The sequence below is a fragment of the Pseudomonas fontis genome (genome assembly GCF_028656955.1).
Lineage (GTDB): Bacteria > Pseudomonadota > Gammaproteobacteria > Pseudomonadales > Pseudomonadaceae > Aquipseudomonas > Aquipseudomonas fontis.
This window is the reverse complement of sequence record NZ_JAMDGY010000010.1, coordinates 16,006-30,934: the sequence shown is the minus strand read 5'-3', so window position 1 is coordinate 30,934 and position 14,929 is coordinate 16,006. Positions and strand designations below refer to the sequence as shown.

At 60.7% G+C, this 14,929-nt stretch carries 13 protein-coding genes; 5 read left to right on the top strand and 8 right to left on the bottom strand.

Annotation, left to right across the window (positions count from 1 at the left end; all coding sequences use genetic code 11):
- Nucleotides 1–14: 14 nt before the first annotated feature.
- The 4 genes from hflD to M5G11_RS02795 all read right to left on the bottom strand — a co-directional run bounded on the left by hflD (nucleotide 15) and on the right by M5G11_RS02795 (nucleotide 4,672).
- A complete protein-coding gene (gene hflD / locus M5G11_RS02810; RefSeq protein WP_273912214.1) occupies nucleotides 15–635 on the bottom strand; it encodes a high frequency lysogenization protein HflD in 621 nt (206 codons plus the stop codon).
- A complete protein-coding gene (gene mnmA, locus M5G11_RS02805) occupies nucleotides 635–1,756 on the bottom strand; it encodes a tRNA 2-thiouridine(34) synthase MnmA (RefSeq protein ID WP_273912213.1) in 1,122 nt (373 codons plus the stop codon). The genes hflD and mnmA overlap by 1 nt, the downstream gene beginning before the upstream one ends.
- Nucleotides 1,757–1,826: 70 nt before the next feature.
- A complete protein-coding gene (locus tag M5G11_RS02800; RefSeq protein WP_273912212.1) occupies nucleotides 1,827–2,267 on the bottom strand; it encodes an NUDIX hydrolase in 441 nt (146 codons plus the stop codon).
- A gap of 179 nt (nucleotides 2,268–2,446) precedes the next feature.
- A complete protein-coding gene (locus M5G11_RS02795) occupies nucleotides 2,447–4,672 on the bottom strand; it encodes an NADP-dependent isocitrate dehydrogenase (RefSeq protein ID WP_273912211.1) in 2,226 nt (741 codons plus the stop codon).
- Nucleotides 4,673–5,085: 413 nt separating this feature from the next.
- On the opposite strand from M5G11_RS02795, the gene icd reads away from it, so the two are divergent.
- On the top strand, nucleotides 5,086–6,342 hold the full coding sequence (gene icd / locus M5G11_RS02790; protein WP_273912210.1) for an NADP-dependent isocitrate dehydrogenase: 1,257 nt from the start codon (nucleotides 5,086–5,088) through the stop codon (nucleotides 6,340–6,342).
- 65 nt (nucleotides 6,343–6,407) lie between these two features.
- Here icd and cspD read toward each other — a convergent pair whose 3' ends face one another.
- A complete protein-coding gene (gene cspD, locus M5G11_RS02785) occupies nucleotides 6,408–6,659 on the bottom strand; it encodes a cold shock domain-containing protein CspD (RefSeq protein ID WP_273912209.1) in 252 nt (83 codons plus the stop codon).
- A 229-nt stretch (nucleotides 6,660–6,888) separates the two neighbouring features.
- Here cspD and clpS point away from each other — a divergent pair, with 229 nt between their 5' ends.
- Nucleotides 6,889–7,251: an ATP-dependent Clp protease adapter ClpS gene (gene clpS, locus M5G11_RS02780; RefSeq protein WP_273912208.1), complete on the top strand. Its 363-nt coding sequence runs from the start codon at nucleotides 6,889–6,891 to the stop codon at nucleotides 7,249–7,251.
- Nucleotides 7,252–7,281: 30 nt separating this feature from the next.
- On the top strand, nucleotides 7,282–9,552 hold the full coding sequence (gene clpA, locus M5G11_RS02775; RefSeq protein WP_273912207.1) for an ATP-dependent Clp protease ATP-binding subunit ClpA: 2,271 nt from the start codon (nucleotides 7,282–7,284) through the stop codon (nucleotides 9,550–9,552).
- A gap of 126 nt (nucleotides 9,553–9,678) precedes the next feature.
- Here the strand turns inward: clpA and infA are convergent, their stop codons facing one another.
- The 3 genes from infA to aat all read right to left on the bottom strand — a co-directional run bounded on the left by infA (nucleotide 9,679) and on the right by aat (nucleotide 11,459).
- The gene (infA, locus tag M5G11_RS02770) at nucleotides 9,679–9,897 is read right to left on the bottom strand and encodes a translation initiation factor IF-1 (RefSeq protein ID WP_002553999.1); all 219 of its coding nucleotides are present in this window, start codon (nucleotides 9,895–9,897) and stop codon (nucleotides 9,679–9,681) included.
- A gap of 101 nt (nucleotides 9,898–9,998) precedes the next feature.
- Complete coding sequence (locus M5G11_RS02765) at nucleotides 9,999–10,706, bottom strand: arginyltransferase (RefSeq protein ID WP_273912206.1); 708 nt, start codon at nucleotides 10,704–10,706, stop codon at nucleotides 9,999–10,001.
- Between the two features lie 57 nt (nucleotides 10,707–10,763).
- Complete coding sequence (aat, locus tag M5G11_RS02760) at nucleotides 10,764–11,459, bottom strand: leucyl/phenylalanyl-tRNA--protein transferase (RefSeq protein WP_273912205.1); 696 nt, start codon at nucleotides 11,457–11,459, stop codon at nucleotides 10,764–10,766.
- 370 nt (nucleotides 11,460–11,829) lie between these two features.
- On the opposite strand from aat, the gene ftsK reads away from it, so the two are divergent.
- Both ftsK and lolA read left to right on the top strand, forming a co-directional pair.
- Entirely contained in the window at nucleotides 11,830–14,235 is a 2,406-nt protein-coding gene (ftsK, locus tag M5G11_RS02755) for a DNA translocase FtsK (protein WP_273912204.1), read from the top strand.
- Between the two features lie 63 nt (nucleotides 14,236–14,298).
- Entirely contained in the window at nucleotides 14,299–14,922 is a 624-nt protein-coding gene (lolA, locus tag M5G11_RS02750) for an outer membrane lipoprotein periplasmic chaperone LolA (RefSeq protein WP_273912203.1), read from the top strand.
- Nucleotides 14,923–14,929: the final 7 nt, after the last annotated feature.

Below are 14,929 nucleotides of genomic sequence, written 5' to 3'. Positions count from 1 at the left end.
CACAGTGACGGATTTCAGCCGCGTAGCATCGGATAAAGCTCTTTGAGCAGCTTGCGCCGGCTGATCACCAGTTGCCAGCGGTGGCCGCCCAGCTGTCGCCACAGGCGCGCAGCGCGGATACCAGCCAGCAGCAGGGCACGGATCTTCGAGGCATTGCTCGGCTGCTGCAAATGGCGCATGTCGCCATGCACCTGGATACGTTGGCGCAGCTGGCTCAGGGTGTCCTGGTACAAGGCTCCGCTGGAAGCGATGACATTTTCATGAACCAGGCCGAAGTGCTCGGCCTGGGACTGGATTTGCGGCAAACGGTTGCCAATCACGTCGAGCATGTCGCCGCGCTTGGCCAGCTGACGCTCCAGGCCGAGCATCGACAGGGCATAGCGCAGTGGTTCGCGCTGCAGGCTGCCAGGGTCGCGCTCAAGCGCGCTGGCCAGTGCGCGATAGCCGTCGCGCAGGTTGATGTCATCGCCGCCGAACACCTCCAGGGTGTCCTTGGGGTCGCGCACCAGCAGGCTGCCCAGCATGCAGCCGAGGTTGGCCTCGCTGGCCTGGCCGGTGCGGGCGATGCGATCAACCAGCACGGCGGCCTGGAACACACCACCCAACGCAATCAACTGCTCTTGCATTGCATTCATCAACGGCTGCTCCAGGCTTCGGCGACTTCGATCACGCCGCCACCCAGGCAGATTTCACCGTCATAGAACACCACCGACTGGCCGGGCGTGACCGCGCGCTGGGGTTCGTCGAACACGGCGCGGTAGCCGCTTTCAGTCTTTTCCAGGGTGCAGCCCTGGTCGCTCTGGCGATAACGCACCTTGGCGGTCAGGCGGCGCGGGCTGCTCAGGTCGATCGGGTTGACCCAGAAGATCTCCGAGGCGAGCAGGGCGCGGGAGAACAGCCATGGGTGCTCGTTGCCCTGGCCGACGACCAGCACGTTGCGGCTGAGGTCTTTCTCCAGCACGTACCACGGCTCGTCACCGGCGTCCTTCAGGCCGCCAATGCCCAGGCCCTGGCGTTGGCCGATGGTGTGGTACATCAGGCCGTGGTGCTGGCCGATCACTTCGCCGTCGGTGGTCTGGATTTCCCCCGGCTGGGCCGGCAGGTACTGCTTGAGGAAGTCGCTGAAGCGTCGCTCGCCAATAAAGCAGATGCCGGTCGAGTCCTTCTTCTTGGCGGTGGCCAGGCCGTGTTTCTCGGCAATTGCGCGAACTTGCGGTTTCTCCAGTTCGCCAACCGGGAATAGCGTGCGGGCGATCTGCTCGCCGCCGACGGCGTGCAGGAAGTAGCTCTGGTCCTTGTTCGGGTCCAGGCCCTTGAGCAGCTCGGTGCGCCCATCGGTGTCGCGGCGGCGCACGTAGTGGCCGGTGGCGATCAGGTCGGCGCCCAGCATCAGCGCGTAGTCGAGGAACGCCTTGAACTTGATTTCGCGGTTGCAGAGGATGTCCGGGTTCGGCGTGCGGCCGGCCTTGTACTCTTCAAGGAAGTGCTCGAAGACGTGGTTCCAGTATTCCGCGGCGAAGTTGGCGGTGTGCAGCTTGATGCCAATGCGGTCGCACACGGCCTGGGCGTCGGCCAGGTCTTCGCGGGCGGTGCAGTATTCGGTGCCGTCATCCTCTTCCCAGTTCTTCATGAACAGGCCTTCCACCTGGTAGCCCTGCTCCATCAGCAGGAGGGCGGAAACGGAAGAGTCCACGCCGCCGGACATGCCGACGATGACGCGTGTCTTTTCGGGTTCGTAAAGCGCAGGTTCGGACATAGGTATCGGATGCATGTCTGGGAAAAGACAACGATTCTATCAGGCCGCGCTGCTCAAGGCGAAAGCTGGCTCAATCGCGGATCAGGGTCAGGCTGTGCAACGGGCCGTTCAGGTAGTCGTCGATGCAGCGTGGCACCAGTTCGCTGCGCCAGCGGGTGGGGTCGGCGAGTAGCTCGTCACGGGTCATCCATACGGCGCGCACGATGTCGCTGTCCAGCACGCGTTGCGGGTGATGCTTGAGCGCGCGCGCGGCAAAGCAGATGCGCTGGTAGGTCACGCCGTTGCTGGGGGCGGTGTAGAGGTAGATGCCGACGATGCCGGTCAGCTCGACTTCCCAGGCGGTTTCCTCGAGGGTTTCGCGCAGGGCGGCCTGGAGCAGGCTCTCGTTGGCTTCGAGGTGGCCGGCGGGCTGGTTGAAGACGTGTTGGCCGGCCTTGAATTCTTCGACCAGGAGGAAGCGACCCTGGTCTTCAATGATGGTGGCGACGGTGATGTGGGGTTGCCAGGTCATGGTCTGTTCCTGTGTTGTGCTGGTGGGCCTTATCGCCGGCAAGGCCGGCTCCCACAGAGGTTAACGTGCATGGTCCTGTTGTGGGAGCCGGCCTTGCCGGCGATGGGGCGCAGTCGATCTGCAGAAAAGCAAAAACCCCGGTGCGTGGCCGGGGTTTTTGTTGTTACTTCAAGCGAACCTTACAGCGCGGCAACCGCGTTGTTGAAGGTCTGGCTTGGACGCATCACCTTGGCGGTCAGCTCGGCATCAGGGTAGTAGTAACCACCGATTTCAGCCGGCTTGCCCTGCACGGCGTTGAGCTCGGCAACGATGGTCGCCTCGTTCTCGGCCAGGGCTTTTGCCAGTGGGGCAAAGCGCGCTTGCAGCGCAGCGTCGTCAGTTTGTGCGGCCAGTGCCTGGGCCCAGAACAGGGTCAGGTAGAAGTGGCTGCCACGGTTGTCGATGCTGCCGACTTTACGTGCTGGCGACTTGTTGTCATCGAGGAACTTGCCGGTAGCCTGGTCCAGGGTGTTGGCCAGGACCTTGGCTTTCGGATTGGCGTAGGCGTTGCCCAGGTGTTCCAAGGACGCGGCCAGGGCCAGGAATTCACCCAGCGAGTCCCAGCGCAGGAAGTTCTCTTCCACTAGCTGTTGCACGTGCTTGGGTGCCGAACCGCCAGCGCCGGTTTCGAACAGCCCGCCGTTGTTCATCAGCGGTACGATCGACAGCATCTTGGCGCTGGTGCCCAGCTCCATGATCGGGAACAGGTCGGTCAGGTAGTCACGCAGGACGTTGCCGGTCACCGAGATGGTGTCCTGGCCAGCGCGGATGCGCTGCAGCGAAACGGCCATGGCCTCGACCGGTGCCAGGACGCGGATGTCCAGGCCGGCGGTGTCGTGGTCCTTCAGGTAAGCCTGGACCTTCTCGATCAGCACGCCGTCGTGGGCACGCTGTGGGTCCAGCCAGAAGATCGCCGGGGTGGCGCTGGCACGGGCACGGTTGACGGCCAGTTTGACCCAGTCCTGGATCGGCGCGTCTTTGGTCTGGCACATGCGGAAGATGTCGCCAGCTTCCACTTCCTGTTGCAGCAGCAGGTTGCCCTTGCCGTCAACAACGCGGATCACGCCATCAGCCTGGGCCTGGAAGGTCTTGTCGTGCGAGCCGTACTCTTCGGCTTTCTGCGCCATCAGGCCGACGTTTGGCACGCTGCCCATGGTGGTAGGGTCGAAGGCGCCGTGTTGCTTGCAGTCTTCGATTACCGCCTGGTAGATGGTCGCGTAGCAACGATCCGGGATGACCGCCTTGGTGTCTTGCAGCTGGCCTTCGGTGTTCCACATCTTGCCCGAGTCACGGATCATCGCCGGCATCGAGGCGTCGACGATTACGTCGCTCGGCACGTGCAGGTTGGTGATGCCCTTGTCGGAGTTGACCATGGCCAGCGGCGGGCGCACGGCGTAGACCGCCTGGATGTCCGCTTCAATTTCAGCTTGCTGCTCAGCCGGCAGTGCCTTGATGCGGGCGTACAGGTCGCCGATACCGTTGTTCAGGTTGAAACCAACCTGCTCCAGTACGGCGGCGTGCTTGGTCAGCGCGTCCTTGTAGTACTCGGCGACGATCTGGCCGAACATGATCGGGTCGGAGACCTTCATCATGGTGGCTTTCAGGTGGACCGACAGCAGTACGCCCTGGGCCTTGGCTTCTTCGATCTGGGCAGCGATGAAGCTGCGCAGTGCCTTGGTGCTCAGGACCGCGCAATCAACGATTTCGCCAGCCTTGACCGAGGTTTTTGCTTTCAGGACAGTGGTGCTGCCGTCTTTGCCCAGCAGCTCGATGCGCAGGGTGTCATCGGCGTCGATCAGGGCCGCTTTTTCGCTGCCGTAGAAGTCGCCCTGGCTCATGTGGGCAATGTGCGACTTGGAGTCGGCAGCCCAGGCGCCCATCTTGTGCGGGTGCTTGCGAGCGTAGTTCTTGACCGACAGCGGGGCGCGACGGTCGGAGTTGCCTTCGCGCAGTACCGGGTTCACGGCGCTGCCCTTGATGCGGTCGTAGCGAGCCTTGGCTTCCAGGTCGGCGTCGGTGGCCGGCGCTTCCGGGTAATCCGGGATGTTGAAGCCCTTGGCTTGCAGTTCCTTGATCGCCGCCTTCAGCTGCGGGACCGAAGCACTGATGTTCGGCAGCTTGATGATGTTGGCTTCAGGCGTGGTCGCCAGTTTGCCCAGTTCTGCCAGATGGTCGGCCACTTGCTTGTCGGCGCCGAGCTGTTCGGGGAAGGCAGAAAGGATGCGACCGGCGAGAGAGATGTCCCGGGTTTCAACGGCGATGTCGGCGGTAGCGGTGAACGCTTCGACGACGGGCAGCAGTGAATAGGTGGCGAGGGCCGGAGCTTCGTCGGTGAAGGTATAGATGATCTTGGATCGGGTGGGCATATTCGGGTTAACTCTCTGTTTTGCTGAGCGTGCGCAGAATCTCGAGGTGCGCAGGGTAGGCGCTTCGCTCAGACACATCTATGAGCAGAAGGTCGAGGGTTCTGTGCGGTGATGGTGGGTGCATCAGTCGAGTGTCAAACGGCTGAACTGCGGTAACAGCCCAGTCTTGTCGGGGCCCAAAGTCTGATTCCAGACGTGTCGCCCCTAGTGACCCTTTGGTCACCGGCGGAGTATACCAAACCCTTGGTCCTAGTCAGCAAGACGAACATGCAGGATGAGCTCTTATAGACGAAAGATGTAGATGAAATCGCCAGTTTGTGACGGTTTGCCGGGAAGGTTTCCGTTCTCTGTCAACTGGGTTAGGCTCTGGGGATTGCATGATGACCAATCAAACCAAAAAAGCGGAGTGCAGCATGGGATACCAGAAAATCAAGGTTCCGGCAGTCGGCGACAAAATCACCGTCAATGCAGACCATTCTCTCAATGTTCCAGACAATCCGATCATCCCGTTCATCGAAGGCGACGGCATCGGCGTCGATGTCAGCCCGGTCATGATCAAGGTGGTCGATGCTGCGGTCGAGAAGGCCTATGGCGGCAAGCGCAAGATTTCCTGGATGGAAGTCTACGCCGGCGAGAAGGCCACCCAGGTCTATGATCAGGACACTTGGCTGCCCCAGGAAACCCTCGATGCAGTGAAGGATTACGTGGTATCGATCAAGGGCCCGCTGACCACCCCGGTCGGTGGTGGCATCCGCTCGCTGAACGTCGCCTTGCGCCAGCAACTCGACCTGTATGTCTGCCTGCGCCCGGTGGTGTGGTTCCAGGGCGTACCGACCCCGGTGAAAAAACCGGGCGACGTTGACATGGTGATCTTCCGCGAGAACTCCGAAGACATCTATGCCGGGATCGAATGGAAGGCCGGCTCCCCTGAGGCGAACAAGGTCATCAAGTTCCTCAAGGAAGAAATGGGCGTCACCAAGATCCGTTTCGACCAGGACTGCGGTATCGGCATCAAGCCGGTGTCCAAGGAAGGCACCCAGCGCCTGGTGCGCAAAGCCCTGCAATATGTCGTGGACAACGACCGCAAGTCGCTGACCATCGTGCATAAAGGCAACATCATGAAGTTCACCGAAGGTGCCTTCAAGGACTGGGGCTACGAAATCGCCAAGAACGAATTCGGCGCCGAGCTGCTCGACGGCGGCCCATGGATGAAGTTCAAGAACCCGAAAACCGGCCGTGAAGTCATCGTCAAGGATGCTATCGCCGACGCCATGCTGCAGCAGATCCTGCTGCGTCCAGCCGAATATGACGTGATCGCCACCCTCAACCTGAACGGTGACTACCTCTCTGACGCCCTGGCGGCCGAGGTCGGTGGTATCGGTATTGCGCCAGGCGCCAACCTGTCCGACACCGTGGCAATGTTCGAGGCCACCCACGGCACCGCGCCGAAATATGCCGGCAAGAACCAGGTCAATCCGGGGTCGGTGATTCTCTCGGCCGAGATGATGCTGCGCCACCTTGGCTGGCTGGAGGCGGCGGACCTGATCATCAAGGGCACCAATGGCGCGATTGCCGCAAAAACCGTGACCTACGACTTCGAGCGCCTGATGGATGGCGCGACGTTGGTATCGTCGTCCGGCTTTGGTGATGCGCTGATCAAGCACATGTAAGCGACACAACCAAAACCGGCCAGTCCTTGCGGGCTGGCCGGTTTTATTTTTTCTGTTTGGGGAGGTCAGGCGTCGGCGGTCACCGTGGGTGAGGGGGCAATGGCATCGGCTCTGACGGGAGCGCTGATCTTGACCGCATGCAGTCCCTTGGGGCCCTGAATGATCTCGAAGGTGACGGCTTGGCCGGCTTTCAACGTTTTATATCCGTCCATTTCTATGGCCGAATAATGAGCAAAGAGGTCTTCGTCCTTGCCTTCTTCGTTGATGAAGCCGTACCCCTTGGCATTGTTGAACCACTTGACTTTACCGCTTGCCATCCTCATATCCCTCTGCAAAGGACTCCATCACTGGAGTATCATCCACTCCATCCGCATATGAACCTGCGAAAATTCTGGTTGACTGCGCGGATCTTTATCGACCACGGTGGGTTCTTATTGGTTGTAACACCGTTTTGCCGATAGTCAAGGTCAGGCGACGGCACGTTAAGTGCGTCGGTCAGGCGGTCAACCCATTACCTTAACCTGTCGAAATGATGAAATTCTTTCCATGCATGCACATAGCCAGATTCGACTAACATTCAATCAGGATCGCCCGCAACCGCATGAGGACGATAGTTCCGGCCTGGCGGTGCAGGAAGCCAAGCCGACACTGCAGGCCCCACCGATGTACAAGGTGGTTTTGTTCAACGATGACTACACACCGATGGATTTCGTCGTCGAAGTGCTCGAGGTGTTTTTTAACCTGAATCGCGAGCTGGCGACCAAGGTCATGCTGGCCGTCCATACAGAAGGACGGGCAGTGTGCGGATTGTTTACCCGCGACATCGCCGAGACCAAGGCCATGCAGGTCAACCAATACGCCAGGGAAAGCCAGCATCCGCTACTCTGTGAAATCGAGAAGGACGGTTAATCGCCGACCACTTGGGTATGAGGTGAAGCTATGTTAAACCGCGAGCTCGAAGTCACCCTCAATCTGGCCTTCAAGGAGGCCCGTTCGAAACGTCATGAGTTCATGACCGTCGAACACCTTCTGCTGGCACTATTGGATAATGAGGCCGCCGCCACTGTTTTGCGTGCCTGCGGCGCAAACCTCGACAAACTCAAACACGACCTGCAAGAGTTTATCGACTCCACCACGCCATTGATCCCCGTGCACGACGAGGACCGCGAAACCCAGCCAACCCTGGGCTTCCAGCGGGTACTGCAGCGTGCCGTCTTCCATGTCCAGAGCTCGGGCAAACGTGAAGTTACGGGCGCCAACGTGCTGGTCGCGATCTTCAGCGAACAGGAAAGCCAGGCAGTGTTCCTGCTCAAGCAGCAGAGCGTTGCCCGTATCGACGTGGTCAACTACATCGCCCACGGCATCTCCAAGGTGCCCGGGCATGGTGATCATTCCGACGGTGAGCAGGAAATGCAAGACGAAGAGGGCGGCGAGACCTCCTCTTCGAGCAACCCGCTGGACGCTTATGCCAGCAACTTGAACGAGTTGGCGCGCCAGGGGCGGATCGATCCGCTGGTGGGGCGTGAAAGCGAAGTCGAGCGTGTTGCGCAGATTCTGGCGCGGCGCCGCAAGAACAACCCCTTGCTGGTGGGTGAGGCTGGTGTCGGTAAAACCGCCATCGCCGAAGGCCTGGCCAAGCGCATCGTTGACGGCCAGGTGCCGGATCTGCTGGCGCAAAGCGTGGTCTACTCGCTTGACCTGGGTGCATTGCTGGCCGGTACCAAATACCGTGGCGATTTCGAGAAGCGCTTCAAGGCGCTGCTCAATGAGCTGCGCAAACGTCCACAGGCCATCCTGTTCATCGACGAAATCCACACCATCATTGGTGCCGGTGCGGCGTCGGGCGGGGTGATGGATGCGTCCAACCTGCTCAAGCCGCTGTTGTCTTCGGGTGATATCCGCTGCATCGGCTCGACTACCTTCCAGGAGTTCCGTGGCATCTTCGAGAAGGACCGTGCGCTGGCACGGCGATTCCAGAAGGTCGATGTCAGTGAGCCATCGGTGGAAGACACCGTGGGCATCCTGCGCGGGCTCAAGGGGCGTTTTGAGTCGCACCACAGCATCGAGTATAGCGATGAGGCCCTGCGTGCAGCTGCCGAGCTTGCAGCGCGCTACATCAACGACCGTCATATGCCCGACAAGGCCATCGACGTGATTGACGAGGCGGGAGCCTACCAGCGCCTGCAGCCAGTCGAGAAGCGCGTGAAGCGCATCGAAGTGCCGCAAGTCGAAGACATTGTTGCCAAAATTGCGCGGATTCCGCCAAAGCACGTCACCAGTTCCGACAAGGAGCTGCTGCGTAACCTGGAGCGCGACCTGAAGCTGACCGTGTTTGGTCAGGATGCGGCGATCGACTCGCTGGCCACGGCCATCAAGCTGTCCCGTGCGGGCCTCAAGGCACCGGACAAGCCGGTCGGCTCGTTCCTGTTCTCCGGGCCTACCGGTGTCGGTAAGACCGAGGCGGCGCGGCAGTTGGCCAAGGCACTGGGTGTAGAGTTGGTGCGCTTCGACATGTCCGAGTACATGGAGCGGCATACTGTTTCACGCCTGATTGGTGCCCCGCCGGGCTATGTCGGGTTTGACCAGGGTGGTTTGCTGACCGAGGCCATCACCAAGCATCCGCACTGCGTGCTGCTGCTTGATGAGATCGAGAAGGCGCACCCGGAAGTCTTCAACCTGCTGCTGCAGGTCATGGACCACGGCACGCTGACCGACAACAACGGGCGCAAGGCGGACTTCCGCAACGTCATCCTGATCATGACCACCAACGCCGGGGCCGAGACGGCTGCGCGGGCCTCCATTGGCTTCACGCACCAGGACCACACCTCGGACGCGATGGAAGTGATCAAGAAGAGCTTCACGCCGGAGTTCCGCAACCGTCTGGACACCATCATCCAGTTTGGTCGCCTGAGTCACGAGACGATCAAGAGCGTGGTGGACAAGTTCCTCACCGAGCTGCAGGCGCAACTGGAAGACAAGCGCGTCCTGCTGGAAGTCTCCGATGCGGCGCGCAGCTGGCTGGCAGCCGGTGGCTACGATGCCCAGATGGGCGCAAGGCCAATGGCGCGGCTTATCCAGGACAAGATCAAGCGGCCTCTGGCTGAGGAGATCCTGTTCGGTGAGCTGGCGGAGCATGGCGGTGTGGTGCACATCGACGTGGTTGATGGCGAGATGGTGTTCGAGTTCGAGACCACCGCTGAAATGGCCTAGCGGCCTGTGGGAGCCGGCATTGCCGGCGATGGGCCGCTTGGCGGCCCCTTCCCACGGCGGACAAAAGCCAAAAGCAGCACAAACAAAAACGCCCGGCATATAGCCGGGCGTTTTCGTTTGTATCAGTTAACGAGCGCGATAAGTAATGCGCCCTTTGCTCAGGTCATACGGCGTCAGTTCGACGCGGACCTTGTCACCGGTCAGAATACGAATGTAGTTCTTGCGCATTTTTCCGGAGATATGCGCGGTAACGACGTGCCCGTTTTCCAACTCCACGCGGAACATGGTGTTGGGCAGGGTGTCGACGACAGTGCCTTCCATTTCGAAGCTGTCTTCTTTCGACATGCAGTAAAGCCCTCGGTGTCCAGTTACTGGCCCGGTGCAACTGCGCCAGGCTAAAAAGTGGCGTGCATTGTGCCCGAAAAGTGGGGTTCAAGCCAAGGATTTCAGTTCAGGGTAACCCAGCGCTGGTTGATCAGCAGTTCGATGGGGCGGTACTGGGTCTTGTAATTCATCTTTTTGCAGTTCTTGATCCAGTAGCCCAGGTAGACCGCATCCAGGCCCAGGCGCAGGGTTTCGCCGATTTGCCAGAGGATTGCATAGCGTCCCAGGCTGCGCCGTTCCTCGTCGGGTTCGTAGAAGGTGTAGACCGCAGAAATACCATTGGGCAGCAGGTCGGTAACGGCTACTGCAAGCAGTTTGCCGGCTTGGCGGAACTCGAAGAAGCGCGAGAATGGCAGGTCGCGGACCAGAAAGGTGGAAAACTGGTCGCGGCTCGGCGGGAACATATCGCCGTCGGCATGGCGTTGTTCGATGTAGCGCCGGTACAGCTCGAAATATTCTTCGCTGAAGCCTGGGCGCACCGAGGTCACCGTGAGGTCGGCGTTGCGCTTGAGGATGCGCTTCTGCTGGCGGTTGGGGGTGAAGCGGCCTGCCGGGATGCGCGCCGGTACGCAGGCGTTGCAGTTCTGGCAATGCGGGCGGTACAGGTGGTCTCCGCTGCGGCGAAAGCCCATCTCCGACAAGTCGGCATAGACATTCACGTCCATCGGCTGGCTCGGGTCGAGGAACAGCGTGGTCGCCTGCTCGCCGGGCAGGTAGCTGCAGGCGTGGGGTTGAGTGGCATAAAACTTCAGCCGCGCCAGCTCTGTCATGATCAACCCCTCGGGACGTACTTTTGTTTTAAGTGTAAGCCAGCTATGAAAACTCGCCTAGCGAACGGCGTGCTGGCACACCCAGGTAGCGCTATTGGGTTGATCAAGGTAGCGCTGCAGGTAATCGGCAAAGGTGGCGCGGGCAATGGCGCGGGCGCCAAGGCTGTGCAGGTGGTTGGTGGGCATCTGGCAGTCGATCAGCACAAAGCCTGCAGCCTGCAGGTGTTCGACCAAGTGCACGAAGCCGACTTTCGAGGCGTTGTCAGCACGGCTGAACATCGACTCGCCAAAAAACAGCCTGCCCATGGCCAGCCCGTACAGGCCGCCGACCAGCTCGCCGTTCTCGCGCACCTCGACCGAATGGGCGAAACCCTCGCTGTGCAGCTTGAAATAGGCGGCCTGCATGTTGTCGGTGATCCAGGTGCCGTCGGCGTAGTCACGCGGGGCCGCGCAATTGGCGATGACGGCGGCAAAGTCCTGGTCGAACGTCACCTGGTAACGTTGCTGGCGGATGATTTTGCGCAGCGAGCGCGATACATGCAGTTCGTCGGGGAACAGCACGGTGCGCGGGTCGGGCGACCACCAGAGGATTGGCTGGCCCTCCTGGTACCACGGGAAACAGCCGTGGCGATAAGCTTGGACCAGACGCTCGGCACTCAGGTCGCCACCGGCGGCGAGCAGCCCGTTCGGGTCATGCAGGGCCTTTTCCAGAGGGGGGAATTCGAGGTTGGAGCGGCTTAGCCAGGTCAGCATCGTCGTCGGGTACTAGGGCAGAGGAGGGGAGGGCGCCCAGCATCGCGCGCCAGGCAATGCGGGTCAATTGCTTGAATTGTACTGAATCATTGTTGCCAGTGGCCTTGCGTGCATAAGTGGGGCAGCGTTCCATCCAGGCAACTTGCCCGTACATTTGTTGTCACACTTGCACAAAAACACCGCATAAGCCTTTGTCACAAAAGAAAATGCGTGCTCAAATTGCTGTATAGGAAATTGGCCCCCGTTTACGCCCGTTCCGGCGTGCCGCCATGGCGGTAGGCGGGCAGTAATGTTAAAAGTAGTGGTTTGTTGACCGTTCACCTGGGTCAACCACTGTTGGACGCGCATTGAGCGCAGGAATAGACGCGTTTTGAAGAAATCCACCGCAACACCCAATCCCCAGCCACTCTGGCGCCAGCAGCTGCACTACCGGCTCAAGGAAGGTGCGCTGATCGCCATTGGTGCGCTGTGCCTGTACCTGTGGATGGCCTTGCTGACCTACGATCAGGCCGACCCGGGCTTCAGCCATACCAGCAACGTCGAGCAGGTGCAGAATGCCGCCGGACGTGCCGGTGCCTATTTCGCCGATGTGTTGTTCATGGTGCTGGGTTACTTCGCCTACATCTTCCCGCTGCTGCTGGCGATCAAGACCTGGCAGATCTTCCGCGAGCGTCACCAGCCCTGGCAGTGGAGCGGCTGGTTGTTCTCCTGGCGGCTGATCGGCCTGGTGTTCCTGGTGCTGTCCGGCGCTGCGCTGGCGCATATCCACTTCCATTCCGCCCCGAGCCTGCCGGCCTCTGCCGGTGGCGCGCTGGGGGAAAGCCTGGGCGACCTGGCGAAAAACGCCTTGAACGTGCAGGGCAGCACCCTGATGTTCATTGCGCTGTTCCTGTTCGGCCTGACGGTGTTCACCGACCTGTCGTGGTTCAAGGTCATGGACATCACCGGCAAGATCACCCTCGACCTGTTCGAGCTGTTCCAGGGCGCGGCCAACCGCTGGTGGGCGGCGCGCAATGAGCGCAAGCGCTTGGTGGCGCAGCTGCGTGAGGTGGACGACCAGGTTCATGACGTCGTAGCCCCGGTGGTGGCCGACAAGCGTGAACAGAACAAGGCTCGTGAACGCATCATCGAGCGCGACCAGGCGTTGAGCAAACATGTTGCCGAGCGTGAGCAGCAGGCGCCGCCGATCATCATGCCGGCCCCGGTCAAGGCTCCAGAGCCCAGCAAGCGCGTGCAGAAAGAGAAGCAGGCGCCGTTGTTCATCGACAGCGCCATCGAAGGCACGCTGCCGCCGATCTCGATCCTCGACCCGGCGGAAAAAAAGAAGGTCAACTACTCGCCAGAATCCCTGGCGGGCGTCGGTCATCTGCTGGAAATCAAGCTGAAGGAATTCGGCGTCGAGGTTTCGGTGGATTCGATCCATCCAGGCCCGGTGATCACCCGTTACGAGATCCAGCCGGCCGCAGGCGTCAAGGTCAGCCGTATCGCCAACCTGGCGAAGGACCTGGCGCGTTCCCTGGCCGTGACCAGCGTGCGGGTGGTCGAAGTGATCCCCGGCAAGACCACCGTGGGTATCGAGATCCCCAACGAAGACCGGCAGATCGTGCGCTTCTCCGAAGTGCTGTCGTCGCCGCAGTACGACGAGGCCAAGTCCCCGGTCACCATGGCCCTGGGTCACGATATCGGCGGCAAGCCGGTGATCACCGACCTGGCCAAAATGCCTCACCTGCTGGTGGCCGGTACGACCGGTTCCGGTAAGTCGGTGGGGGTGAACGCGATGATCCTGTCGATCCTGTTCAAGTCGGGCCCGGAAGACGCCAAGCTGATCATGATCGACCCGAAAATGCTTGAGCTGTCGATCTACGAAGGCATCCCGCACCTGCTCTGCCCAGTGGTCACCGACATGAAGGACGCGGCCAATGCCCTGCGCTGGAGCGTGGCCGAGATGGAGCGGCGCTACAAGCTGATGGCCGCCATGGGCGTGCGTAACCTGGCCGGCTTCAACCGCAAGGTGAAGGATGCCGAAGAGGCCGGCGAGCCGATCTACGACCCAATGTTCCGCCGCGAAAGCATGGACGACGTGCCGCCAACCCTGAAGACCCTGCCAACCATCGTGGTAGTGGTCGACGAATTTGCCGACATGATGATGATCGTTGGCAAGAAGGTAGAAGAGCTGATCGCCCGTATCGCCCAGAAAGCCCGAGCCGCTGGTATTCACCTGATCCTCGCCACCCAGCGCCCGTCGGTGGACGTGATCACCGGCCTGATCAAGGCCAACATTCCGACCCGCATGGCATTCCAGGTGTCGAGCAAGATCGACTCGCGGACCATCATCGACCAGGGCGGCGCCGAGCAACTGCTGGGCCACGGGGACATGCTCTACATGCCGCCCGGCACCAGCCTGCCGATTCGTGTGCACGGCGCCTTTGTTTCCGACGAAGAAGTCCACCGTGTGGTTGAAGCCTGGAAGGCGCGTGGCGCACCGGACTACAACGAAGACATCCTCAGCGGTGTCGAGGAAGCGGGCAGTGGCTTTGACGGTGGTAGCGGCAGCGGTGATGGCGACGACGCCGAAACCGATGCGCTCTACGACGAAGCCGTGCAGTTCGTCCTGGAAAGCCGTCGCGCGTCCATCTCGGCCGTACAGCGCAAGCTGAAGATCGGCTACAACCGCGCCGCGCGGATGATCGAGGCGATGGAAATGGCCGGCGTGGTTACCTCCATGAACACCAACGGTTCGCGGGAAGTCATTGCCCCAGGGCCGTCACGCGACTGATGATCGAGACTGCCGGGCGCCCCTGATGGCGCCCGGCTCATTCACTTTGCAACGAGGATTACCATGCGCCTGATCCGCATGATGTTGGTTACTGCTATGGCCCTGTCCTCTGCGTCGGCATTTGCCGGCGACGCCGACGTGGCGCGTCTGACCCAGTTGTTGGAAAAGTCCAAGACCATTTCTGCCCGTTTCTCCCAGCTGACCCTGGATGGCGGCGGCACCCAACTGCAGGAAACCTCCGGCCAAATGTCGGTACAGCGCCCGGGGTTGTTCTACTGGCACACCGACGCGCCAAATGAACAGGTAGTGGTATCCGATGGCGCCAAGGTCACCCTGTGGGACCCGGACCTTGAGCAGGCGACTATCAAGAAGCTCGATGAACGCCTGACCCAGACCCCAGCGCTGCTGCTGTCGGGTGATGTCTCGAAAATCAACCAGAGTTTTGATATCACCGCCAAGGAAGAGGGCAATGTGATGGACTTCATCCTTAAGCCCAAGACCAAAGACACTCTGTTCGACTCGCTGCGCCTGTCGTTCCGTAATGGCCTGATCAACGACATGCAATTGATTGATAGCGTCGGCCAGCGTACCAATATCCTCTTTACCGGGGTGAAGGCCAACGAAGCGATCCCGGCCGGCAAGTTCAAGTTCGACGTGCCGAAGGGCGCGGATATCATTCAAGAGTGATGAGGTA

Excerpts from the sequence above, each read along its gene's own strand:
- icd (WP_273912210.1), top strand. The coding sequence starts at position 5,086 with ATGGGATACCAGAAAATCAAGGTTCCGGCAGTCGGCGACAAAATCACC.
- clpA (WP_273912207.1), top strand. The coding sequence starts at position 7,282 with ATGTTAAACCGCGAGCTCGAAGTCACCCTCAATCTGGCCTTCAAGGAG.
- M5G11_RS02795 (WP_273912211.1), bottom strand. The coding sequence starts at position 4,672 with ATGCCCACCCGATCCAAGATCATCTATACCTTCACCGACGAAGCTCCG.
- cspD (WP_273912209.1), bottom strand. The coding sequence starts at position 6,659 with ATGGCAAGCGGTAAAGTCAAGTGGTTCAACAATGCCAAGGGGTACGGC.
- mnmA (WP_273912213.1), bottom strand. The coding sequence starts at position 1,756 with ATGTCCGAACCTGCGCTTTACGAACCCGAAAAGACACGCGTCATCGTC.
- aat (WP_273912205.1), bottom strand. The coding sequence starts at position 11,459 with ATGCTGACCTGGCTAAGCCGCTCCAACCTCGAATTCCCCCCTCTGGAA.
- M5G11_RS02765 (WP_273912206.1), bottom strand. The coding sequence starts at position 10,706 with ATGACAGAGCTGGCGCGGCTGAAGTTTTATGCCACTCAACCCCACGCC.
- clpS (WP_273912208.1), top strand. The coding sequence starts at position 6,889 with ATGCATGCACATAGCCAGATTCGACTAACATTCAATCAGGATCGCCCG.
- lolA (WP_273912203.1), top strand. The coding sequence starts at position 14,299 with ATGCGCCTGATCCGCATGATGTTGGTTACTGCTATGGCCCTGTCCTCT.
- infA (WP_002553999.1), bottom strand. The coding sequence starts at position 9,897 with ATGTCGAAAGAAGACAGCTTCGAAATGGAAGGCACTGTCGTCGACACC.
- M5G11_RS02800 (WP_273912212.1), bottom strand. The coding sequence starts at position 2,267 with ATGACCTGGCAACCCCACATCACCGTCGCCACCATCATTGAAGACCAG.
- hflD (WP_273912214.1), bottom strand. The coding sequence starts at position 635 with ATGAATGCAATGCAAGAGCAGTTGATTGCGTTGGGTGGTGTGTTCCAG.